The organism is Streptomyces sp. NPDC045022 (assembly GCF_056432605.1).
The window spans coordinates 112,384-132,121 of sequence record NZ_JBWKIR010000007.1 but is presented as its reverse complement, the minus strand read 5'-3'; the positions used below and the strand labels follow the sequence as shown (position 1 = coordinate 132,121).

The window sequence follows — 19,738 nt, the reverse complement described above, 5'->3', positions numbered from 1 at the left end:
CCATCATGAGCGGATGCTCAGGTTCATGCCCGTAGGTGACTCCATGACGATCGGGAGCGCGGGCGAACACACCTGGCGTCACCGGCTGTGGCGACACCTGTGCGAGACGTACGGCGGTCCCTTCACCTTCGTCGGCCCGCGCGAGAAGCTGTACGACAAGGCGGCCGACGCCGCGACGTCCCTCGCCTACGCCGAACCCGACTTCCCCCGCGCCCACCTGGCGGGGTGGGGCGAGGGCTGGCTGCACATGGCCCCGTTGATCGGCGAAGCGACGCGGTCCCACCGCGCCGACGTCCTCCTGGTCTCCCTGGGCCTGATCGACCTGGGCTTCTACACGAACGCCGAGCAGACGACGCAGAACGTACGGGCCTTCATCACCGCCGCCCGTGAGGCCGAGCCGCGCATCCGCATGGTGCTGCTGCCGGTGATCCCGAACATCCGGGCCACGGCGGACGCCGCCTTCGCCACCCAGGTGGACCACTTCAACGTCCTGCTCGCCAAGACGGTGGCCGACCTGGACGAGCCCCGCTCCCCGCTCCTGCTCGCCTCGCCGCCGGAGCCGTACGACATCCACACCGACACGTACGACGGCACGCATCCCAACGCGCGCGGTGAGCACCGGATCGCGGGGGCGTTCGCGAAGGCGATGTGGGAGGCGTGGGGGGTCGGGCAGCCGTACGCGGCCGGAACAGGCTGACCAGATTCCGGCGTCTCCCGGTCACCCCGCGTGTCGTTGAACCGCGCGGCCGCACTCGTCGACGGAGCGGCCGGGGAGGAGCGCCACGATGTCCGGATCGACTACCCGGGCCACCTCAACGGCTTCGCCACCGACGTCACGGTGGTGGCCGAGGGCGCGGAGAAGACGGACGCCGGCCACTGGCGTTACCAGGACGTCGAGTTCGTCGCCGAGGTCATCTCCAAGGGCACCGCGACCAACGACTACGGCCCCAAGAAGGCCGCCTACGCAAAGGCCGAGGTCCCCGTCTACGTCATCGCCGACCCCTACCAGCGCCGGTGCCACCTCTACACCCAGCCCAAAGAGAACGACTACGAGATCGAGACCACGGTTCCCTTCGGCAGCGACCTGGACCTCACCGACACGGTCGTGGGTCTCACTCTCAAGACGGACGAGTTCCCCCGCGACTAGGGTCTGTCGATCCCCCACACGTACAGGGCCTCGCCCGACTCCGACGGGGTGACCCAGGTGCCGTCGCCCAGGGCGGCGGGGAACCGGGTGCCGACCGGGACCGGGTAGACGACCTCGACGGGCGTGCGGGGGCCGGAGGTGTCGATGAGCCAGTGACGTCCCTCGCCCCACTCCTCGTCACTCTCGACGGTCGAGCCGATCAGGGTCGTCTCGTCGATGAAGCCGCCTGCCCAGTCCCAGTAGGGAAGCGCCTCGTCGTTCTCGGGTTCGGCGTCGGGATGCCGGGGCACGGCGGTCCCGGCGTCCCACTCCAGCCCCTCGAGGACCGCGCCGCCGGTGTCGCGGACGGCCAGCGTGTCCTGTTCGTGGGTCACGGTCATCAGCCGCTCGCCCGACGGACCGACGCTCATCAGCGTGAGGTCGCCCTCGAGACACGTGACGGCCAGGGTCCGCCCGTCCCAGCGCCCCCAGCGCAACGGCGCCCCGTCCTGCCCCTCCCCGATGCTCAGCCCCATCTGCCGCGGATCCGTCGGGTGTGGCAGATGGAAGCTGCCCGCCGCCGCGGCTTCGGCGTCGGCCCGCCCGAGCACCCGCCCGTCCCCGGAGTCCAGCAACAACCACTCGTCGGCCACGTCCGGGCCCAACTCCCCCACGGCGGCCAAGGGTCCGCGCACATGCGCCCAGACGAACTTCCCGTCCACCGAGAAGCCGGCCGAGCCGCCCTCCGGGTAGCGGTGGTCCTCGCTGTCGGCGTACTCGTCGTAGGACTCGTGCAGGTCCGGGCAGGCGCCGTACCAGCAGCCGTGCCGGACCTCCCAGCGCGTCGCCCCCGACGGCTCCACCGCGCGCACCGCGTGCACCCCCGCGAAGACGACCAGACTCGCGTCCGGTGCCACCGCCCACGTCCCGCGCCGCCGGGGCCAGGGCGCGGGCACTCGCGCGCTCTCCCCCGACGGTACGAAGGCGTCGTCCAGCGCCTGGACCACGAGCGCGTCGTCACCGCGCTGGGCGAGCAGCCGCCGGCCCGGCAGGCCCAGCACCTCCGGGAAGTCCGCCTCCGACGAGGGCAGGAGGGCGGCGACGGTGGCACAGAGCCGGGCACGAGCGGGCACGCGATTCTCCCCAGGGTGGTGAAAGCTCCGCGAACCCTACGACACGCCTCTGACAACGGGGCCGCCGCTCACGCGTGCCTTCCAGTAATCGCTTGCCTAGAGCGCACTCCAAGCCGTTGGCTGGGGGACCATGAAGTACACGCAGCTTGGACGCACGGGACTCAAGGTCAGTCGGCTCGTCCTCGGGACGATGAACTTCGGGCCCCAGACCGACGAGGCCGACAGCCACGCGATCATGGACGCGGCGCTGGACGCCGGCATCAACTTCTTCGACACCGCCAACGTGTACGGCTGGGGTGAGAACAAGGGGCGGACCGAGTCGATCATCGGGAACTGGTTCGCCAAGGGCGGCGAGCGGCGCGACAAGGTCGTCCTCGCCACCAAGGTCTACGGCAACATGGGCGCCGACGGCGAGGCCTGGCCCAACCACGACAAGCTCTCCGCGCTGAACATCCGGCGGGCCGTGGACGCCAGCCTGAAGCGGCTGCGGACCGACTACATCGACCTCTACCAGTTCCACCACATCGACCGGAACACTCCCTTCGAGGAGATCTGGCAGGCGATCGACGTCCTCGTCCAGCAGGGCAAGATCCTGCACGTCGGGTCCTCCAACTTCCCCGGTTACAAGATCGCCCAGGCCAACGAGATCGCGGCCCGTCGCGGCGGCACCATCGGCCTCGTCAGCGAGCAGTGCCTGTACAACCTCGCCGAGCGCCGCGCCGAGATGGAGGTCATCCCGGCCGCGCAGGACTACGGTCTCGGCGTGATCCCCTGGTCGCCGCTGCACGGAGGCGTGCTCGGCGGTGTGATCAAGAAGCAGGTGAAGGGCGGTCGCCGTGCCTCCGGGCGGGCCGCCGACGCCCTCGCCGACCCCGCCACCCGCGGGCGGATCCAGTCCTACGAGGACCTGCTCGACAAGCACGGCCTGGAGCCCGGCGAGGCCGCTCTGGCGTGGCTGCTGACCCGGCCCGGCGTGACCGGCCCGATCGTCGGCCCGCGCACCGGCGAGCAGCTGGAGTCGGCCCTGAGGGCGGTGGAGCTGGAGCTGAGCGAGGAGCTGCTGTCCGGTCTCGACGAGATCTTCCCGGGCCCGGGTCCGTCCCCCGAGGCCTTCGCCTGGTAGTGCCGCTTCTCCCGGCAGCTCCATGAGAGGCACCGCCCCGACGGGAGCCGGGGAACTGCGCGACCAGCCACGACGGGCTCACAGCCGGCGAATGGGCCGCAGTTCCCCACCCCGGCCGGGAACTACCTGACGGCCGCCGCCACGGCGACCAGGACGAACATCAGTACGAGCGCACCGGCCATGATCCGGTTTCGGGTCTTCGGGTCCACGTATTCGAGACTAACCGGCCCCGCCCAGTGCCCAGCGGGCGACCGCCTCGTACCGGGGCTGCTCGCCCGGCACGCCGGACCGCGGCAGATCGCTGCGCACCAGCGTCAGCTCGCTCACCGTCCAGGTCATGCCGGCGAATCCGTGCAGCAGATCGACATACGGCCGTACGTCGAACGGGTCCCGGCTCCGCGCCACCGTCAGATGGGCCTTGTACCGCCGGTGCTCCCCCATGGGCACCCCGGCCTTCCTCGCCGCCGACTCCGCCCGGTCGGCCAGCAGCCTCAGCGCGTCGGTCTCTCCCGAGACCCCCGTCCACAGGGCCTTGCCGTGCCCGAACTGGCCGCCGCCGGACAGGGCCAGGGTGAGGGGCGCGGTGCGGCGGGCCGCGCGTGCCAGGCGGTCCGACAGGTCCGGTACGAGATCGTCGGCCACCTCGCCGTAGAAGGCGAGGGTGAAGTGCCAGCCCGGGCGGTTGGTCCAGCGCAACCGCTCCGCGCCCGGCAGCCTCTTCAACTCGGCTACCTCGACGGCGAGTTCCTGGACGGCCTGCTCCGGAGGGAGCACCGCGGCGAAGAGTCTCATGCCTTCACCTTCCCAGACGGGCGTGGGCATGATGGGCCCATGACGATCACCATCCGCGAAGGCGGCCCCGACGACGCTCCCCTGATCCTCGGCATGCTCGACAGCGCCGTGGAGTGGCTGGTCTCACAGGGCCGTACCGGGCAGTGGGGGACCGAATCCTGGTCGGGAAGTCCCCGGACCGTGGAGCTGGTGCAGCGACTCGCCGCCGCGGGCACGCCCTACTTCGCCGAGATAGACGGCGCTCCGGCGGCCACGCTCACCCTCGGCAAGGGCCCCGGCTCCTATCTGGAGCCGGCCGACGAACCCGAGCGGTACATCCATCTGTTCGCCACCGACCGCCGTTTCAAGGGCCGGGGCGCCGGTGCCGCGCTGCTCGCCCACGCGGCCCAGGTGACCCGGCAGTCGGGGATCTCGCTGCTGCGTGTGGACTGCTACGCGGGTGACGACGGCAAACTGGTCGCCTACTACGAGCGCAACGGTTTCATCCGGACCGAGCCGTTCACCGTGGGCGAGGACAAGTGGCCGGGGCAGGTGCTGGCCCGGAGGGTCCTGTAGCGGACCCTCCGGGCGCAGGGATCACGCAGCCGTCGCCAGCTGTTCCCGGTCCCTCGGCACGAAGCGGACCTGCGGATGGCCGCGGTGCCAGCCCACGGCCAGGCGCAGGCCGCCGATGCGGGCGAGGACCAGGCCGACGGCGGCCGCGGCGACGGCCGAGATGACGCCGCCGAGGGCGAAGCCGACCCGGGCGCCGTAGGTGTCGGTGATCCAGCCGACCACCGGTGCGCCCAGCGGCGTACCGCCCATGAACACCATCATGAACAGGGCCATCACCCGGCCGCGCATGGCCGGGTCGGTGGCCATCTGCACGGCCGTGTTCGCGGTGACGTTCACCGTGAGGCCGAAGGCGCCGATCGGCACCATGAGCAGTGCGAACAGCCAGTACGACGGCGCCACCGCGGCCACCGTCTCCAGCGTGCCGAAGGCCAGCGCGGCGGCGATCAGGACCCGCAGGCGGGCCGTGCCGCGCCGGGCGGCCAGCAGGGCGCCGACCAGGGAGCCGACGGCCATCAGGGTGTTGAAGAGGCTGTAGGAGCCGGCTCCGGAGTGGAAGACGTCGTCCGCGTAGACCGAGAGCCACACCGGGAAGTTGAAGCCGAAGGTGCCGATGAAGCCGACGAGGACGATCGGCCAGATCAGCTCCGGCCTCGTCGCCACATAGTCCAGGCCCTCCCGCAGCTGGCCCTTGCCGCGCGGCGCGCGCTCGACCACGTGCAGTTCGCGGGCCCGCATCAGCAGCAGGCCGGCGATGGGCGCGGCGAACGACAGGCCGTTGGCGAGGAACGCCCAGCCGGTGCCCACTCCGGTGATCATGAGACCGGCGACGGCGGGGCCGACCAGGCGGGCCGACTGGAAGTTCGCGGAGTTCAGGCTGACCGCGTTCTGCAGTTGCTCGGGGCCGACCATCTCGGAGACGAAGGACTGCCGGGCCGGGTTGTCGAGGACCGTGGCGAGGCCGACGGCGAAGGCGGCGACGTAGACGTGCCAGACCTGGACGTGACCGGAGAGGGTCAGCAAGGCGAGCACGAGCCCCGTGAGGGCCATCGACGCCTGGGTGACCAGCAGGGTGGGCCGCTTGGGCAGGCGGTCGACCAGGACGCCGCCGTAGAGGCCGAACAGGAGCATCGGCAGGAACTGCAGGGCCGTCGTGATGCCGACGGCCGCGGAGGAGCCGGTGAGGCTGAGCACCAGCCAGTCCTGGGCGATGCGCTGCATCCAGGTGCCGGTGTTGGAGACGACCTGACCGAGGAAGAAGAGGCGGTAGTTCCGGATCCGCAGCGAGCTGAACATCGAGAACTTGCGGGAAACGGGGGTAGTAGTGGCGGTCGGTGCGGGGGCGGAAGGTGCTCCGGATCCCGTACTCAAAAGAGTTCGCCTCCTCTTTGTTCCGGTCGTTCGCCGGTGGTGTGCTTACAGGTGTGCGAGCTTCTCCAGCACGGGGGCGGCGGCGCTCAGTTTGGCCCACTCGTCCTCGTCGAGGCCCTCGACGAGGCCCGCCAGGAACGCGTTGCGCTTGCGGCGGCTCTCCTCGAGCATGGCCTCGGCCTGCTCCGTCTGGGTGACGACCTTCTGCCGCCGGTCGTCCGGGTGCGGCTCCAGCCGGACCAGCCCCTTGGCTTCGAGCAGCGCGACGATGCGGGTCATCGACGGCGGCTGGACGTGCTCCTTGCGGGCCAGTTCGCCCGGGGTGGCGGTGCCACAGCGGGCCAGGGTGCCGAGCACCGACATCTCGGTGGGGCTCAGCGACTCGTCGACCCGCTGGTGCTTGAGCCGACGGGACAGCCGCATCACGGCGGAGCGGAGAGCGTTCACGGCGGCAGCGTCGTCGCCATGGGTAAGGTCCGGCATGTTCTTTAGCGTAACTCATTACTCTCGCTAAAGACCACCCGGCATGCACGCGAGGGGCGTGACGCCGGCCACTGAGCGCTTTGATCACCCGTACGAGTGAGCCGGTTGCGGAAAATGACGCATCGGACGGCCGACTGTGGCGACCCTCGTACGCATGGGGACCAGCGTGCTCAGCCTGCGGATGGACGGGGAGCTGCTCGAACGGCTCCGGCACCATGCGGCGAAAAGAGGAATGAGCGTGCAGGACTATGTGGTCCGCACGCTCATCCGGGACGACTTCGACGAGCGGTTCCAGACCGCCGTCGATGAGACGGAGAGGTTCTACGGCGTCACCTGACACCGCGGAGGAGGACGGCTCAGGTCAGGCCCAGCGCCGGCATCAGGTAGTAGAAGGCGAAGACCGCCGAGACGACGTACATCGCGACCGGGATCTCCCGGGGCCGCCCGGCGGCCAGCCGCAGCACCGTGAAGGTGATGAAGCCCATGCCGATGCCGTTGGTGATCGAGTAGGTGAACGGCATCATCAGCATCGTCACGAAGGCGGGGATCGCGATCGTGTAGTCCGCCCAGTCGATCTCCTTGATGGAGTTCGACAGGATCAGGAAGCCGACCGCGATCAGCGCCGGGGTGGCCGCCTGGGACGGGACCATCGTGGCGACGGGGGTGAGGAAGAGCGCCGCCGTGAAGAGGCCGCCGGTGACGACGTTCGCGAGGCCGGTACGGGCACCCTCGCCGACGCCCGCCGTGGACTCCACGAACGCGGTGGTGGCCGAGGAGGAGCTGGCGCCGCCCGCCGCGACCGCGAGGCCGTCGACGAAGAGCACCTTGTTGATGCCCGGCATGTAGCCCTGGGCGTCGGTCAGCTTGGCCTCGTCACCGATGCCCATGATCGTGCCCATGGCGTCGAAGAAGCACGACAGCAGGACCGTGAAGACGAAGAGGATGCCGGTCAGCACGCCGACCTTGGAGAACCCGCCGAAGAGGCTGACCTGGCCGACCAGGCCGAAGTCCGGCGTGGCCAGCGGGTTGCCCGGCCACTTCGGGACCGTCAGGCCCCAGGACGGGATGGTGGCGACCGCGTTGATGATCACCGCGAGGACGGTCATGCCGACGATCGAGATCAGGATGGCGCCCGGCACCTTGCGGACGATCAGCGCGAAGGTGAGCAGCGCGCCCAGGATGAAGACCAGCACCGGCCAGCCGTTGAGGTGCCCGCCCACGCCGAGCTGGAGCGGGACGGTGGTCTGGGCCGCGTCCGGCATACGGGTGACGAACCCGGAGTCGACCAGGCCGATCAGCATGATGAACAGGCCGATACCGATCGCGATCGCCTTGCGCAGGCCGAACGGCACGGCGTTCATCACGCGCTCGCGCAGCCCCGTGGCGACCAGCAGCATCACCACGAATCCGGCCAGCACGACCATGCCCATGGCGTCCGGCCAGCTCATCCGGGGGGCCAGCTGGAGCGCGACGACGGAGTTGACGCCGAGGCCGGCGGCGAGCGCGATCGGCACGTTGCCGATGACACCCATCAGCAGCGTGGAGAACGCGGCCGTCAGCGCCGTCGCCGTCACCAGCTGGCCGTTGTCCAGGTGGTGCCCGTACATGTCCTTCGCGCTGCCCAGGATGATCGGGTTCAGCACGATGATGTAGGCCATCGCGAAGAAGGTCGCGAACCCGCCGCGAACCTCACGGGCGAGGGAGCTGCCGCGCTCGGAGATCTTGAAATAGCGGTCGAGGGCGCCGTAGGCGGGCGCACCGCCCGGCTTTTCGGGGCTGGGGACCTTGGCAGGGGCCGAGGTGGACATGCGAGACCTCATCACCAACGGGGTTCCCCCGAGCCTCGTTGGAGTTTCATACGAGCGAAAGTGGTCAACGACAAACGGTTTCAGTATGAACGTATGAGCGAGAGATCGCTATCTCCGCGCGTAGACGCCCTCGGCGCTTAAGCTGTGCGCATGGCTAAGTGGACCCCCGAGCACGAGGCGCCGGAGCCCCTGGAGGGCCCCGTGGTCGCCACCATCACCGGCGGCACGATCGTGTGGTTCGTCCTCTTCCTCGTCCAGCTGCCCTTCTACGGCTGGTTCGACGACCACGGTCATCTGTGGTGGCTGTGGACCTGCCTGGCCGGAGGCGGACTGGGACTGATCGGCATCTGGTACGTGCGCAGGAGGGACGCGGCGATCAAGCGGGACGCGGTGCCGGGGACGGCGTCGGCGAAGTAGCCGTACAACCAGCGCAGGACTTGGCTCCTCCCCAGGTCGGAGATCGGCTCTGCTCGGCAGGTGCACGGGCAGATCCGCACGTACCGTCGAATGCATGACCCACATCGACGCGGGTGCCGAGCTGGACCCCGTGCACCCCGTGGCCCTGCCCGCGAGCCGGCCGGCGGGGCTGACCGGCGCCGAAGTGGCGGAGCGGCGTTCACGCGGGCAGGTCAACGACGTACCGGCGCGCAGCAGCCGGTCGCTGGGCGAGATCGTCCGCGCGAACGTCTTCACCCGGTTCAACGCGATCATCGGGGTCCTCTGGCTGGTCATGCTGTTCGTCGCGCCGATCCAGGACAGCCTCTTCGGCTTCGTGATCCTCGCCAACACCGGCATCGGCATCGTGCAGGAGTGGCGCGCCAAGCAGACTCTCGACTCGCTCGCGGTGATCGGGGAGGCCCGGCCGACGGTACGGCGGGACGGGTTCGCGACGGAGGTCTCCACCAGCGAGATCGTCCTCGACGACCTCATGGAGATCGGTCCCGGCGACAAGATCGTCGTCGACGGGGTGTGTGCGGAGGCCGAGGGTCTGGAGATCGACGAGTCGCTGCTCACCGGTGAGGCCGACCCGGTGGTCAAACGCCCCGGCGACCCGGTGCTGTCCGGCAGCTTCGTGGTCGCGGGCGGTGGCGCCTTCACGGCCACCAAGGTCGGCCGCGAGGCCTACGCGGCCCAGCTCGCCGAGGAGGCCTCCCGCTTCACCCTCGTCCACTCCGAACTGCGCACGGGCATCTCCACGATCCTCAAGTACGTCACCTGGATGATGATCCCGGCCGCGACCGGCCTGGTCGTCACCCAGCTCGTGGTGAAGAACAACGGGCTGAAGGACGCCGTGGCCCGTACGGTCGGCGGAATCGTCCCGATGGTCCCGGAGGGGCTGGTGCTCCTCACCTCCGTCGCCTTCGCCATAGGGGTCATCCGGCTGGGCCGCAAGCAGTGCCTCGTTCAGGAGCTGCCGGCCATCGAGGGGCTGGCCCGCGTCGACACCGTCTGCCTGGACAAGACCGGCACCCTCACCGAGGGCGGCATGGACGTCACCGAGCTGCGGCCGTTGAACGGGGCCGACGAGAGCTACGTATGCCAGGTGCTCGGCGCCCTCGGCGAGTCCGACCCGCGCCCCAACGCCTCCCTGCGGGCGATCATCGACGCCTACCCCGACAGCGAGGACTGGCGCTGCGTGCAGTCGCTCCCCTTCTCCTCCGCCCGCCGCTACAGCGGGGCCGCGTTCAGCGAGGGCGACGGCGAGACCAGCACCTGGCTGCTGGGCGCCCCCGACGTCCTCCTCGCCGCCGACGACCGGGCCCTGGCCGAAACCGAGCGCCTCAACGAGCAGGGTCTACGGGTCCTGCTGCTGGCCCGGACCCACCGCGATCTGGACGACCCCCAGCCGGCCCGGGGCGCACGCCCCACCGCCCTCGTCGTCCTGGAGCAGCGGCTGCGGCCCGACGCGTCCGACACCCTGCGCTACTTCGCGGACCAGGACGTCCGCGCGAAGGTGATCTCCGGCGACAACGCGGTGTCGGTCGGCGCGGTCGCCGCCAAGCTGGGCCTGGACGGTACGGCGGTGGACGCGCGGCGGCTGCCCGCCGAGCCGGCCGGGATGGCGCAGGCGCTCGACGCGGGGGCGGTGTTCGGGCGGGTCACTCCGCGGCAGAAGCGGGACATGGTCGGCGCGCTGCAGTTGCACGGGCACACGGTCGCGATGACCGGCGACGGCGTGAACGACGTGCTCGCGCTCAAGGACGCCGACATCGGCGTGGCGATGGGCTCCGGCTCGGAGGCGACCCGCGCGGTGGCGCAGATCGTCCTGCTGGACAACAGCTTCGCGAGTCTGCCGTCGGTGGTGGGCGAGGGCCGCCGGGTGATCGGCAACATCACGCGGGTGGCGACGCTGTTCCTGGTGAAGACCGTCTACTCGGTGCTGCTGGCGGTGCTGGTGGTGTGCTGGCAGGTCGAGTACCCCTTCCTGCCCCGGCACCTGACCCTGCTGTCCACCCTCACCATCGGCGTCCCGGCCTTCTTCCTGGCGCTGGCCCCCAACAAGGAGCGGGCCAGACCCCACTTCGTGCGCCGGGTGATGCGGTACTCGATCCCCGGCGGAGTGGTGGCGGGCGCGGCGACCTTCGTGATGTACCTGATCGCCCGCCATCACTACACCGGCCCCGGCTCCCTGGACGCGGAGACCAGCGCGGCCACCCTGACGCTGTTCCTGGTGTCCCTGTGGATCCTGGTGATCATCGCCCGCCCCTACACCTGGTGGCGGGTGACTCTGGTGGCCGCGATGGGCGTCGCGTTCGTGCTCGTCCTCGCGGTACCGGCGCTGCAGAGCTTCTTCGCGCTCAAGCTGGTCGGCGTCACGATGCCGTGGACGGCGGTGGGAGTGGCCGTGGTGGCGGCGGCCGCCCTGGAGTTCCTGTGGAAGTGGGTCGACCGCCGCGCGCCGGTTTGACGGCGCTGGTGCCGCGGCAGGCAACGTTTGCCCCTGGACGGGGCGAACGTTGCCTGGTGCGGCGCCGGCTCACTGCACGTCGACGTAGTCGGCCGTGGACGTGACCGCCGGGGTGGTCGAGGTGCCCGCGAAGCTGAGGCGCCAGTAACCGTCGTACTGGGCGGTGGCGGTGCCCTTCACATTGCCGGACGAGTCGGAGTTGACGGTCTGGAGGGTGGTGTACCCGGTCCCGCCCGCCTTGTAGAACTGAACCTTGACCGGCTGGCTGGTGTAGCCGTGGTAGAGGCCGTCGTCCCAGTTGGCGCGGGTCAGCTTGCCCGTGGTGGTGAGGGTCTTGCCCTTGGCGACCGGCTCCGGGCCCGCGTTGGCGGTCAGCTTGGAGTAGCGCTGCAGCAGGGTGGTGGCCATGCCGCCCTGGTCCTTGAAGCCGACCTTGCTCATGTCGGGGTTCTGCTGGTCCTGGCCGTTGAAGGCGATGGCCTCGGCGGCGACCGACCAGCTTCCGGCGTCGGTGTTCGCCAGCTCGCCCTCGCCCGGGTAGAAGTCGACGGTGCCGGTGCAGGTGGCGGTGGTCGACGTGACGACCTTGCAGGTGGCGGGGTTGTCGCCTTCGAGCGTCTTGCTCGGGGCGTCGAAGGAGCCGCGGTAGAGGTAGGCGTCGCTGTAGAAGTCGGACGCGGTGACGTCGACGTCCGAGCCGTGGGTCAGCGTGAAGCTGTACGTGGTGCTGACCTTGTTGGTGGTGCCGACCTTGATCGCCGAGGCGATCTTGAGGTTGGAGAAGCTGACGTCCATCGTGTACGGCGTGCCGCTGGACCCGGTGGCGTGCGCGGCCGGGACGGCGAAGGCGGAGAGAGCCAGGGCGCCGGAGACGGCGGCCACGGTGGCACGTATGCGCATGTGCGTTCCCCTGGAGGGAGAAGTGATCGGAGAGTCGGTTGACTCGCGCGATCAGATCCGCGAGACAGGGGATTGGTTGTACGGCAAGATCCGATCCCGGCCATATTTTAGGACTGGATTGCCGTTCCATTGCGCAGGTGAGGCGGTTCCGTGACGCAAGTGAGAGGAAACGTTCCGGCCTCGGAAGCGGCACGCGCCGCCGAGGCCCCGGAGGTGCCGGTCACCGGACCTCGGTCAGCGCGCCGGTGATGGTGAGCGTCTTGCGCTTCATCACCGGCTCGGGCGCGGCGTGGGTGGTCAGCTCGGCGGCGTGCCGGAAGGAGAAGCCTGTCCACGACCACCTCGGTGTTCTTGGTGTCGCCCTGACTCCTGCCGGTCAGACACGGCACACAGGGACCCCAGGAGATTCGGTCGCCCTCAGTCGAACCACCGGTCCCGTGCCAGCTCCTCCGTCCGGGACGGGTCCTCCAGCAGGGCGGCCACCTCGAAGCGGCGGGGCCACTGCCGCGCCGCCCAGGCCAGACCCGCCGCGACTCCTTCCAGCGTGGCGGCGTGCAGCACACCGTCGTCGGTCAGCCGCCAGTCGATCTCGACGCCGTCCACGACCAGTTCGTCATGCTCGACATACGTCTCGGGGGTAAGCGGCCCGAGCAGCACGCGCACCGAGTCCGGTACGTCGTGCTCGGTGCCCTCGGAGTGCACGTCGCCGGTGACGGATTCGCTGAGCCGCCGCACCTGGAACAGCTCGGCCAGCTCGGCGGCCCGGGACGGCCGGACCGGCAGCAGTGCCACCCCGGCGGTGAACGGCAGCAGATCGGGCGAGTCGACCACGACCGCGTCGGCGGCGTCCACGACCTCCACCCGTCCGTCGACCACGGCGCGCAACTCGTCCGGCAGGGTCACCTGCTCCGGGTCCAGCTCGGCCAACGCGCTGTACAGGCCGTGCAGTTGGGCCGACGTGACGCGCCGCTCCGGGTCGGCGAGCCGGTCCAGCAGCTCGGCGGCGCCGCCGGGCTCGTCCAGCAGGGCGGTGACGGAGGTCCGCACCCCGAGCGCCCGCAGCACCTGCTCGTCCTCGAACCCGGTGGCGTCGGCCTCGTCGTACAGCCCGCGCAGCAGCGGGTCGCCACCGGCCGTGAGGAGACCGGCGGGACGACGGCCGTCGAGGACCGGGTGGCCGCGCAGCCACCACGCGGTGTACGGCCGTACGACCTCGTGCGTGCCGTCGTGCAGCAGGATGCGCACGGGCTGGGTGAGGGCATCCCGCAGCGGCGGCCGCGCGAGCAGCGCGAGGGCCTCGGGCCAGTGCTCGTCGTCCACCAGGTCGAGGTCGCGGACGGCGACGAGTTCGGTGGCCACCGGGGGCACCGGGCCGTCCGGGAACCGGTCCAGGATGTCCTCGCACCACACGTCCACGGCGTCCAGCAGCCCCGCGTCGTCCGGCTCGGCGAAGTCGCCCTCCCTGGGCTCGAGTTCGTCCGGATCGAGGACGACGTCGGTGGCGCGGACCAGCGCGAAGTCGGCGAGCACCCCGCAGGCGGTCAGCGGCTGCTCGCCCCACCTCTCGGCCAGGTCGGCGTCCACGGCGGCCAGTTCGTCCTGGCGGATCACCCGCGCGAAGGGGCTGCCCGGCAGGACGAGCTCACCCGCCGGGGCCGGCTCCCCGTCCTCGTCGGGCAGGGCGAGGGCACCCAGCCACGGCTCGTCCCCGGGTTCGAGACCCGCGTCCCGCACCAGCCCGAGCACGGTGTCGGCCAGCTCCTCGGCGTCCGGCGCGTCCTCCTCCCAGCCGATCCCGCCCCCTTCGTCCAGGGAGGCGGCCACGGCGGCCCGCACCTGCGGGGTGGTCAGCACCGCGCGCGGGGTCGCGGGCAGCGCGCCCAGCTTCTCCAGCAGCGGGTGCGCGGCGTCCTCGTGGACGACCTTCAGTCCGAGCCGCCCGAGGACGTCCGGGTCGATGCGGGCACCGTCCGGCGTGGGCAGCAGCACCTGCCGGGGCCCGATGGTGGTCCGCCCGCCGCCGGTGCCGAACGCCCGTGAGCTCCCCCCGGCCAGCGGCACCGGCAACCCCGACAGCCGTTCCGGGTCGACCCCGGCGAGGCTGTCGTAGAGCCGCCACCACCAGCCGGGCTCCTTCTCCAGACCGGCGAGCCGGTCGATGGCATCCGCGAGCGGCAACCGGGCGACGCCGAGGGTGCGCAGCTCGACCCGCCGCTCGAGACCGGCGGGCAGGAGGGTGGGCAGCACCTCGGCGAGCACCCGCACGGTCTCCGCCCCGGCGCCCTCCACGACCTCCGCGTCCCTGGGCCGCAGTGCCTCCGGCAGCTCGTCCTCCGCCTTGGTCTCGACGGCCGGCGGCAGGAACGCGGTACGCGGCAGCCGGTCCAGGACGGCCTGCCGCAGGGCCCCGTCCAGCTCGCCCTTCCCGAGCGGCCCGGGCACGAGGTCGACGACCCCGTCCGTCACCGGACGCCAGTGGGCGAGCAGGTCGGCGTACGTGTCGGCCGCGCGCTGCACCAGGAAGTCGGTGAGCGGTCCGGGCGCCGCGTGCCGGCGGGTGGTGTCGAGGGGGAACGAGGCGATGAGGAGGGCGGGGACGCCGAGGGGCTCGTCGCTGGGGGTCGGCGCGTGCACGACAGGGGTGGTGCGGGGCCGCACCGGGCGCCCGCCCTCGTCCTCCGGTACGGCCCAGGTCACCGACCAGTGCGGGCGCAGGCGCTCCTCCACCGGCCGGCCGGCGAGCAGGTCGGGCGTGAGCGGCCCGTGTGCGGAGGCGGTGCGCCACCGGGTGGTGCCGTCCCGCGAGTCCGCCACGACGGTGACGGCGCCCTCGGTCCGGCGCCGAAGGGTGCGCGGCGCTTCGCCGTCGACCTCGACGACGACCTCCTCCAGTCCCGGGAGGGCGAGGAGCAGAGCGTCGTCCACGGCGTTGAGCAGCCGCTCGGCGAGGTCGGTCGCGGCGGCGTCCCGCAGCGGCAGGATGACGACGGTGTCGTACGGATCCGGGGCGGTGCCCTCGGCGGCGAACGGCAGCCGGAGCAGCGGCACATGGCCGTCCCGCCGGCGGATCTCGTCGCCGAGACCGGGGCTGTGCCGGGCGGTGTCGGCGGCCAGTTCGCGTGCCTCGGCCAGGGACCAGCGGACCCCGCCGTGCCGCCCGACGAGGGCGGGTTCATCGGTGACGGCGAGCACGGCGGCGAACCCGACACCGAACCGGCCGACGGCACTGTGCGTGGTCTCGGCGTCCCGTTTGGCCGAGGCCCGCAGCGTCGACAGCGACTCGACACCGGCCGCGTCCAGCGGGGCACCGGTGTTCGCGGCGACCAGCACGCCGTCGCGGAGGGTGAGCCGCAGCCGCCCCGGCGTTCCCGCACGGGCGGCGGCGTCGGCGGCGTTCTGGGCCAGCTCGACCACGAGCCGGTCCCGGTAACCGCCCAGGACCAGGTCCTCCTCGGCGTTGGCGTCCTCCCGGAACCGGGCGGGGCTGGTGACCCAGGCGTCGAGGACACCGCGGCGCAGCCGGGCCGTCCCGAAGGGATCGGCACCTTCGGCCGCCGGCCGCACGAACTTGCTGCTCACGTTCACCAGTCCTCCCGGAGGATGCCCCGGCCGTCAAGCCGGGGAGGAATCCGGGTTCCCTCAGGGATGGCCCGGCAAAGCCGGAGCAGACCAGCACACGCAGTGCGTATCCCCCCGGCTTCTTGCGAGGAGACCCTAGCGTTCACGCCCGGGCGGGGTGCCTCCCGCCTGCGGATCGTATCCCGTGACGGCGCCGCGGAGCGTCCCGCGTGCCCGGCTCCCGGGGGCAGGCGCGAACCGGCCGGACACCCCGCCCGGCCAGAGCCGCACAGGGCACTCGTCGAGGCCCGCGCATATGCCGCGCGGGCCGCCGGAGCCTCGCGCGCGGCCGCCGGGCAGATGCTCGGCACGGCCCGCCCCGGCGACGCACCGGAGTGGACCGAGTCCTTCACCCGCCCGGCACGAACAGGCGCCCTCAAGGGCACCTACCGCGTTCACCCGATCGGTGGGCGTGCGGCTCCCGGTGATCGCCACCGCTCATCCGAAGGCCCGGCACCCGGAACAGAGCCTCACCCGGGGGAGGCCTTCCGTACCGCGGCTACGGCGGGAACCCGGCCCGCCGGGGTATCCGAACGGGAGGCAGCGGGAGGTGAGTTGCGCACGCGGCAGGGGGCGGGACGCACTGCGCCGCTCCCGTAGCCTCCCCCCCCCATGAGCCGACCGCCGGGCCGCCGCCCGCCCCCACGGACGCGCGAGCGCCGACCGGAGACCGCCCGGGACTACGAGTGACCGAGTTCCGCCGTCTCCTCGTCGCCCGCCTCCGGGACCGAGCCCGAGTCGCGCGCGGGGCGCAGGGGGAAGGGATCGACCCTCGTCTCGTCGATGACCGGCGGGGCCGGCTGGGGCGGCTTCGGCATGACCGCCGCCTCCGAGTGGCCGCCGCAGCCGTAGGCGAGCGAGACCACGTGGCCGTCCGCCGGGGAGAACTCGTTCGCGCAGACCCCGAAGGCCTGGCCGAGGGAGCCGCCGATCGGGGCGAGGAAGCCGCAGGTCGCACAGGTGGCCGGAGCCGCCTGCGCCATCGGGGTCTTGGCGCCGAACGAGTCCTCCCAGCGGTCCGCCGCGATGTGCAGGCCGTAGCGGGACAGGACCCGGGCGCGCCGCATGCCGAGTTCCTCGGCGACGGCGGCGATCGTGCCCCGGGTGGGGGTCGTCGGCTGGACTGCGGGGGCGCCGGGAGTGACGTCGGCGTCCTCCGCCTCCGCCAGCTCCGCCATCTCCTCGGACACCGCGGAGTGCGGCGCCGGCTCGTCCTCGCCGGTGTAGCCCGGCTCCAGGCGCAGGTCGTCCTGGTCGGTGGGGAGCAGATCGCCGGGGCCCATGTCACCGGGGCGCAGGCGCTCGCTCCACGGCACCCACTCGGGGGCGAGGAGGGCGTCGGGACCCGGGAGGAGGACCACCTCGTCGAGCGTGACGAGCTTGGCGCGGGAGGCGCGGGCCACCGTCACCGCCCAGCGCCAGCCCCGGTAGCCCAGCTCCTTGCACTCGAAGAAGTGCGTGACAACGCGGTCGCCCTCCGACACCAGGCCGGCGTGCTCGCCGACCACGCCGGGCGCGGCGGCCTCCTCGGCGGCGGCGCGGGCGAGGTCGACGGCCTCGGCACACAGACGGTCGGGGGTGCGGCTTCGCGTTGTCGCTGCGCTCACAGGTATCGCTTCTCTCCTACGCCGTCTCGTCGAGTGCGGCTGCCTCCGGCGGTTTAGCCGACGGAGCGGACCTGGGGACCGCATCGACGTCTGCATCCGCGCGCTCGGGCGCACCTCTGCCATCCATTCTGCGTTATGGCTGAGATACGCACGCTACACCGAACGCGATTCTTTGCCGCTACGCGGCAGGTTTTCCACCCACCGCCCCGGCTCGCCGGGGCGGGAGGGCGAGGGTCCCGCGCGGCCCGGCGGGCCGGGAAACCGCCGCGTCACCGGCCCGGTTCGCCACCACACGCGTCGTAAGCGCACTATGAACCGCGTTCTCGGGGCACTATGAACGTCGTGGCAGCCGCGGACAAGACGAGTGATCGTGGCGGCGGTGCTAACCGGGTGGGTGGTGCCGTCCGCTCGGTCGGCCGTGCCCTGAACCTTCCCGTCACCGGTGCGGCACGAGGCATCCGCAAGGCCACCCACGCCCACGGCGCGGGCGAGTCGGGGCTGGGCAAGCTGATCGAACTGCAGGCGGTGAACGGCGCGGGGGACGTGATGGTCACCGTGGCGCTCGCGTCCACGGTGTTCTTCTCCGTGCCGACCGATGAGGCGCGGGGGCGCGTCGCCCTCTACCTCGCCATCACCATGGCGCCCTTCACCGTCCTCGCCCCCGTCATCGGCCCCCTCCTCGACCGGCTGCCGCACGGGCGGCGCGCCGCGATGGCCGGGGCGATGCTGGCCCGTGCGCTGCTCGCGCTGATCATCTCGGGGGCCGTGGCGAGCGGGAGCCTGGAGCTGTATCCGGCCGCGCTGGGCGTGCTGGTGGCGTCCAAGGGCTACGGGGTGGTGCGCAGTGCCGTCGTACCGCGGCTGCTGCCGCCCGGGTTCTCGCTGGTGAAGGCCAATTCCCGGGTCACCCTGGCCGGGCTGCTGGCCACCGGGGCCGCCGCGCCGATCGCGGCGGGGCTGCACGCCGTCGGTGACCCCTGGCCGCTCTACGGCGCCTTCGTGATCTTCGTGGGGGGTACGTTCCTGTCGTTCTCCCTGCCGTCCAAGGTGGACTCGGCCAAGGGCGAGGACGTGGCGTTGCTCGCCGCCGACGAGCAGCACCTGCACGGGCCGCACCGCAAGCAGGCCAAGCGGCCGGGGCTGCGGACCGTGGGGCCCGCCGTCACCCACGCGCTCGGTGCCAACGCGTCCCTGCGCTGCCTGTCCGGCTTCCTGATCTTCTTCCTCGCCTTCCTGCTGCGGGAGCACCCGCTGACCGGGGAGAGCGCGGCGGTCTCGCTGGGGATAGTGGGAGTGGCGGCCGGTGCGGGCAACGCGCTGGGGACGGCCGTGGGGGCGTGGCTGAGGTCACGGGCACCGGAGATCATCATTGTGACCGTCGTCGCGGTGGTGCTCGGGACGGCGGTCGTGGCCGCCGTGTTCTTCAGCGCGTTCCTGGTGGCCTGCCTCGCCGCGGTGGCCGGATTCGCGCAGGCGCTGGCCAAGCTGGCGCTGGACGCGCTGATCCAGCGGGACGTGCCGGAACTGGTGCGCACCTCCGCGTTCGCGCGCTCGGAGACGCTGCTGCAGATGGCCTGGGTGTTCGGCGGGGCGGTCGGCATCGTGATGCCGCTCAACGGCGCCGTCGGCCTGCTGGTGGGCGCCCTCTTCGTGGCCGTCGGCTGGCTGGCCACCCTGAAGGGGCTCCTCGCCTCGGCCCGGCAGGGCAGCCGGTCCCGGGCACGGGTGGCGTAACGAACCGGACACGGTTCCCCCCGCCGCCGGCACACCTGGCGTAACGAACCGGGCACGCCGCACCCCGCGTGGGCGGACGGCTCCGGGCGCCCGATAGCCTTCGGCCATGACCACGCTGCAATCCGCTGTGCGACGCCGCCGCGCCGTCGCCGCCGCCGGCGCCGTTTCCGCCGGACTGCTCGTCCTGTCTGCCTGTGACAAGCCGACCCCCGTCGCGACGATCACCGTCGGCCGAAGCTCGGTCAACTCCGAGGCTCTCTGCTACAACGACGGCAAGAAGCTGGACGTCAAGGCCCTGCAGAAGTGCCAGGAGAAGGCCAACGAAGCCGAGTCGATCAAGGTCGACCAGGACGAGACGGTCCGCTTCGGTGTCGATCCGAAGATCGCGGACAGCGGCTGGATCATCCTGGTGAACGGCCGCCAGTTCACCGACGCCAGCAAGAAGACCTACCGCACCATCCCCGGCAGTGCGTTCTTCAACGCCCAGTACGGCACCCAGGGCAGCAGCAACACCGTCTCCATCCAGATGGGTGAGAAGGGCGCCAAGGGCTTCTGGTCGTTCAAGCTGAAGAAGGCCTGATCA

At 71.6% G+C, this 19,738-nt stretch carries 16 protein-coding genes and 1 pseudogene; 9 read left to right on the top strand and 8 right to left on the bottom strand.

Annotated features, from left to right (window positions below):
• Nucleotides 1-13 precede the first annotated feature (13 nt).
• Nucleotides 14-697: a GDSL-type esterase/lipase family protein gene (locus tag AC07C1_RS15305; protein ID WP_478939155.1), complete on the top strand. Its 684-nt coding sequence runs from the start codon at nt 14-16 to the stop codon at nt 695-697.
• Between the two features lie 81 nt (nt 698-778).
• Nucleotides 779-1,147 (top strand): annotated as a pseudogene (locus AC07C1_RS15300) (Uma2 family endonuclease); the annotation flags it as partial.
• Here the strand turns inward: AC07C1_RS15300 and AC07C1_RS15295 are convergent.
• Entirely contained in the window at nt 1,144-2,259 is a 1,116-nt protein-coding gene (locus AC07C1_RS15295) for a hypothetical protein (RefSeq protein ID WP_478939154.1), read from the bottom strand. The pseudogene AC07C1_RS15300 and the gene AC07C1_RS15295 overlap by 4 nt on opposite strands.
• Nucleotides 2,260-2,389: 130 nt before the next feature.
• Between AC07C1_RS15295 and AC07C1_RS15290 the strand changes: the two genes are divergently transcribed.
• Complete coding sequence (locus AC07C1_RS15290; protein WP_478939153.1) at nt 2,390-3,382, top strand: aldo/keto reductase; 993 nt, start codon at nt 2,390-2,392, stop codon at nt 3,380-3,382.
• A gap of 219 nt (nt 3,383-3,601) precedes the next feature.
• On the opposite strand, the gene thpR is transcribed toward AC07C1_RS15290, so the two are convergent.
• Nucleotides 3,602-4,174 (bottom strand): RNA 2',3'-cyclic phosphodiesterase, encoded by a 573-nt coding sequence (gene thpR / locus AC07C1_RS15285; RefSeq protein ID WP_478939152.1) that lies wholly within the window; start codon nt 4,172-4,174, stop codon nt 3,602-3,604.
• 39 nt (nt 4,175-4,213) lie between these two features.
• Between thpR and AC07C1_RS15280 the strand changes: the two genes are divergently transcribed.
• Nucleotides 4,214-4,729, top strand: a complete 516-nt coding sequence (locus AC07C1_RS15280; protein ID WP_478939151.1) for a GNAT family N-acetyltransferase — start codon at nt 4,214-4,216, stop codon at nt 4,727-4,729.
• 21 nt (nt 4,730-4,750) lie between these two features.
• Here AC07C1_RS15280 and AC07C1_RS15275 read toward each other — a convergent pair whose 3' ends face one another.
• Both AC07C1_RS15275 and AC07C1_RS15270 read right to left on the bottom strand, forming a co-directional pair.
• Nucleotides 4,751-6,097 carry an MFS transporter gene (locus AC07C1_RS15275; RefSeq protein WP_478939150.1) on the bottom strand — a complete coding sequence of 449 codons (1,347 nt, stop codon included), beginning with the start codon at nt 6,095-6,097 and terminating at the stop codon, nt 4,751-4,753.
• Nucleotides 6,098-6,142: 45 nt separating this feature from the next.
• On the bottom strand, nt 6,143-6,580 hold the full coding sequence (locus AC07C1_RS15270; protein WP_478939149.1) for a MarR family winged helix-turn-helix transcriptional regulator: 438 nt from the start codon (nt 6,578-6,580) through the stop codon (nt 6,143-6,145).
• Between the two features lie 154 nt (nt 6,581-6,734).
• Here AC07C1_RS15270 and AC07C1_RS15265 point away from each other — a divergent pair, with 154 nt between their 5' ends.
• Nucleotides 6,735-6,917 carry a ribbon-helix-helix protein, CopG family gene (locus AC07C1_RS15265; RefSeq protein WP_478939148.1) on the top strand — a complete coding sequence of 61 codons (183 nt, stop codon included), beginning with the start codon at nt 6,735-6,737 and terminating at the stop codon, nt 6,915-6,917.
• A 19-nt stretch (nt 6,918-6,936) separates the two neighbouring features.
• Here the strand turns inward: AC07C1_RS15265 and AC07C1_RS15260 are convergent, their stop codons facing one another.
• A complete protein-coding gene (locus tag AC07C1_RS15260) occupies nt 6,937-8,388 on the bottom strand; it encodes an NCS2 family permease (RefSeq protein ID WP_478939147.1) in 1,452 nt (483 codons plus the stop codon).
• A gap of 150 nt (nt 8,389-8,538) precedes the next feature.
• Here AC07C1_RS15260 and AC07C1_RS15255 point away from each other — a divergent pair, with 150 nt between their 5' ends.
• Both AC07C1_RS15255 and AC07C1_RS15250 read left to right on the top strand, forming a co-directional pair.
• The gene (locus AC07C1_RS15255; protein ID WP_478939146.1) at nt 8,539-8,805 is read left to right on the top strand and encodes a DUF2530 domain-containing protein; all 267 of its coding nucleotides are present in this window, start codon (nt 8,539-8,541) and stop codon (nt 8,803-8,805) included.
• A gap of 94 nt (nt 8,806-8,899) precedes the next feature.
• Nucleotides 8,900-11,296: an HAD-IC family P-type ATPase gene (locus tag AC07C1_RS15250; RefSeq protein ID WP_478939145.1), complete on the top strand. Its 2,397-nt coding sequence runs from the start codon at nt 8,900-8,902 to the stop codon at nt 11,294-11,296.
• Between the two features lie 69 nt (nt 11,297-11,365).
• Here the strand turns inward: AC07C1_RS15250 and AC07C1_RS15245 are convergent, their stop codons facing one another.
• The 3 genes from AC07C1_RS15245 to AC07C1_RS15235 form a co-directional block, all read right to left on the bottom strand.
• Nucleotides 11,366-12,196: a hypothetical protein gene (locus tag AC07C1_RS15245; protein WP_478939144.1), complete on the bottom strand. Its 831-nt coding sequence runs from the start codon at nt 12,194-12,196 to the stop codon at nt 11,366-11,368.
• A gap of 417 nt (nt 12,197-12,613) precedes the next feature.
• Nucleotides 12,614-15,775, bottom strand: coding sequence for a sacsin N-terminal ATP-binding-like domain-containing protein (locus AC07C1_RS15240; RefSeq protein ID WP_478939143.1), 3,162 nt, complete (start codon nt 15,773-15,775; stop codon nt 12,614-12,616).
• Nucleotides 15,776-16,494: 719 nt separating this feature from the next.
• On the bottom strand, nt 16,495-17,421 hold the full coding sequence (locus tag AC07C1_RS15235) for a DUF3027 domain-containing protein (RefSeq protein ID WP_478939142.1): 927 nt from the start codon (nt 17,419-17,421) through the stop codon (nt 16,495-16,497).
• 390 nt (nt 17,422-17,811) lie between these two features.
• Between AC07C1_RS15235 and AC07C1_RS15230 the strand changes: the two genes are divergently transcribed.
• Nucleotides 17,812-19,155 (top strand): MFS transporter, encoded by a 1,344-nt coding sequence (locus AC07C1_RS15230; protein WP_478939443.1) that lies wholly within the window; start codon nt 17,812-17,814, stop codon nt 19,153-19,155.
• Nucleotides 19,156-19,261: 106 nt separating this feature from the next.
• Nucleotides 19,262-19,735 (top strand): DUF2771 domain-containing protein, encoded by a 474-nt coding sequence (locus AC07C1_RS15225; protein WP_478939141.1) that lies wholly within the window; start codon nt 19,262-19,264, stop codon nt 19,733-19,735.
• The last annotated feature ends 3 nt before the right edge of the window (nt 19,736-19,738 follow it).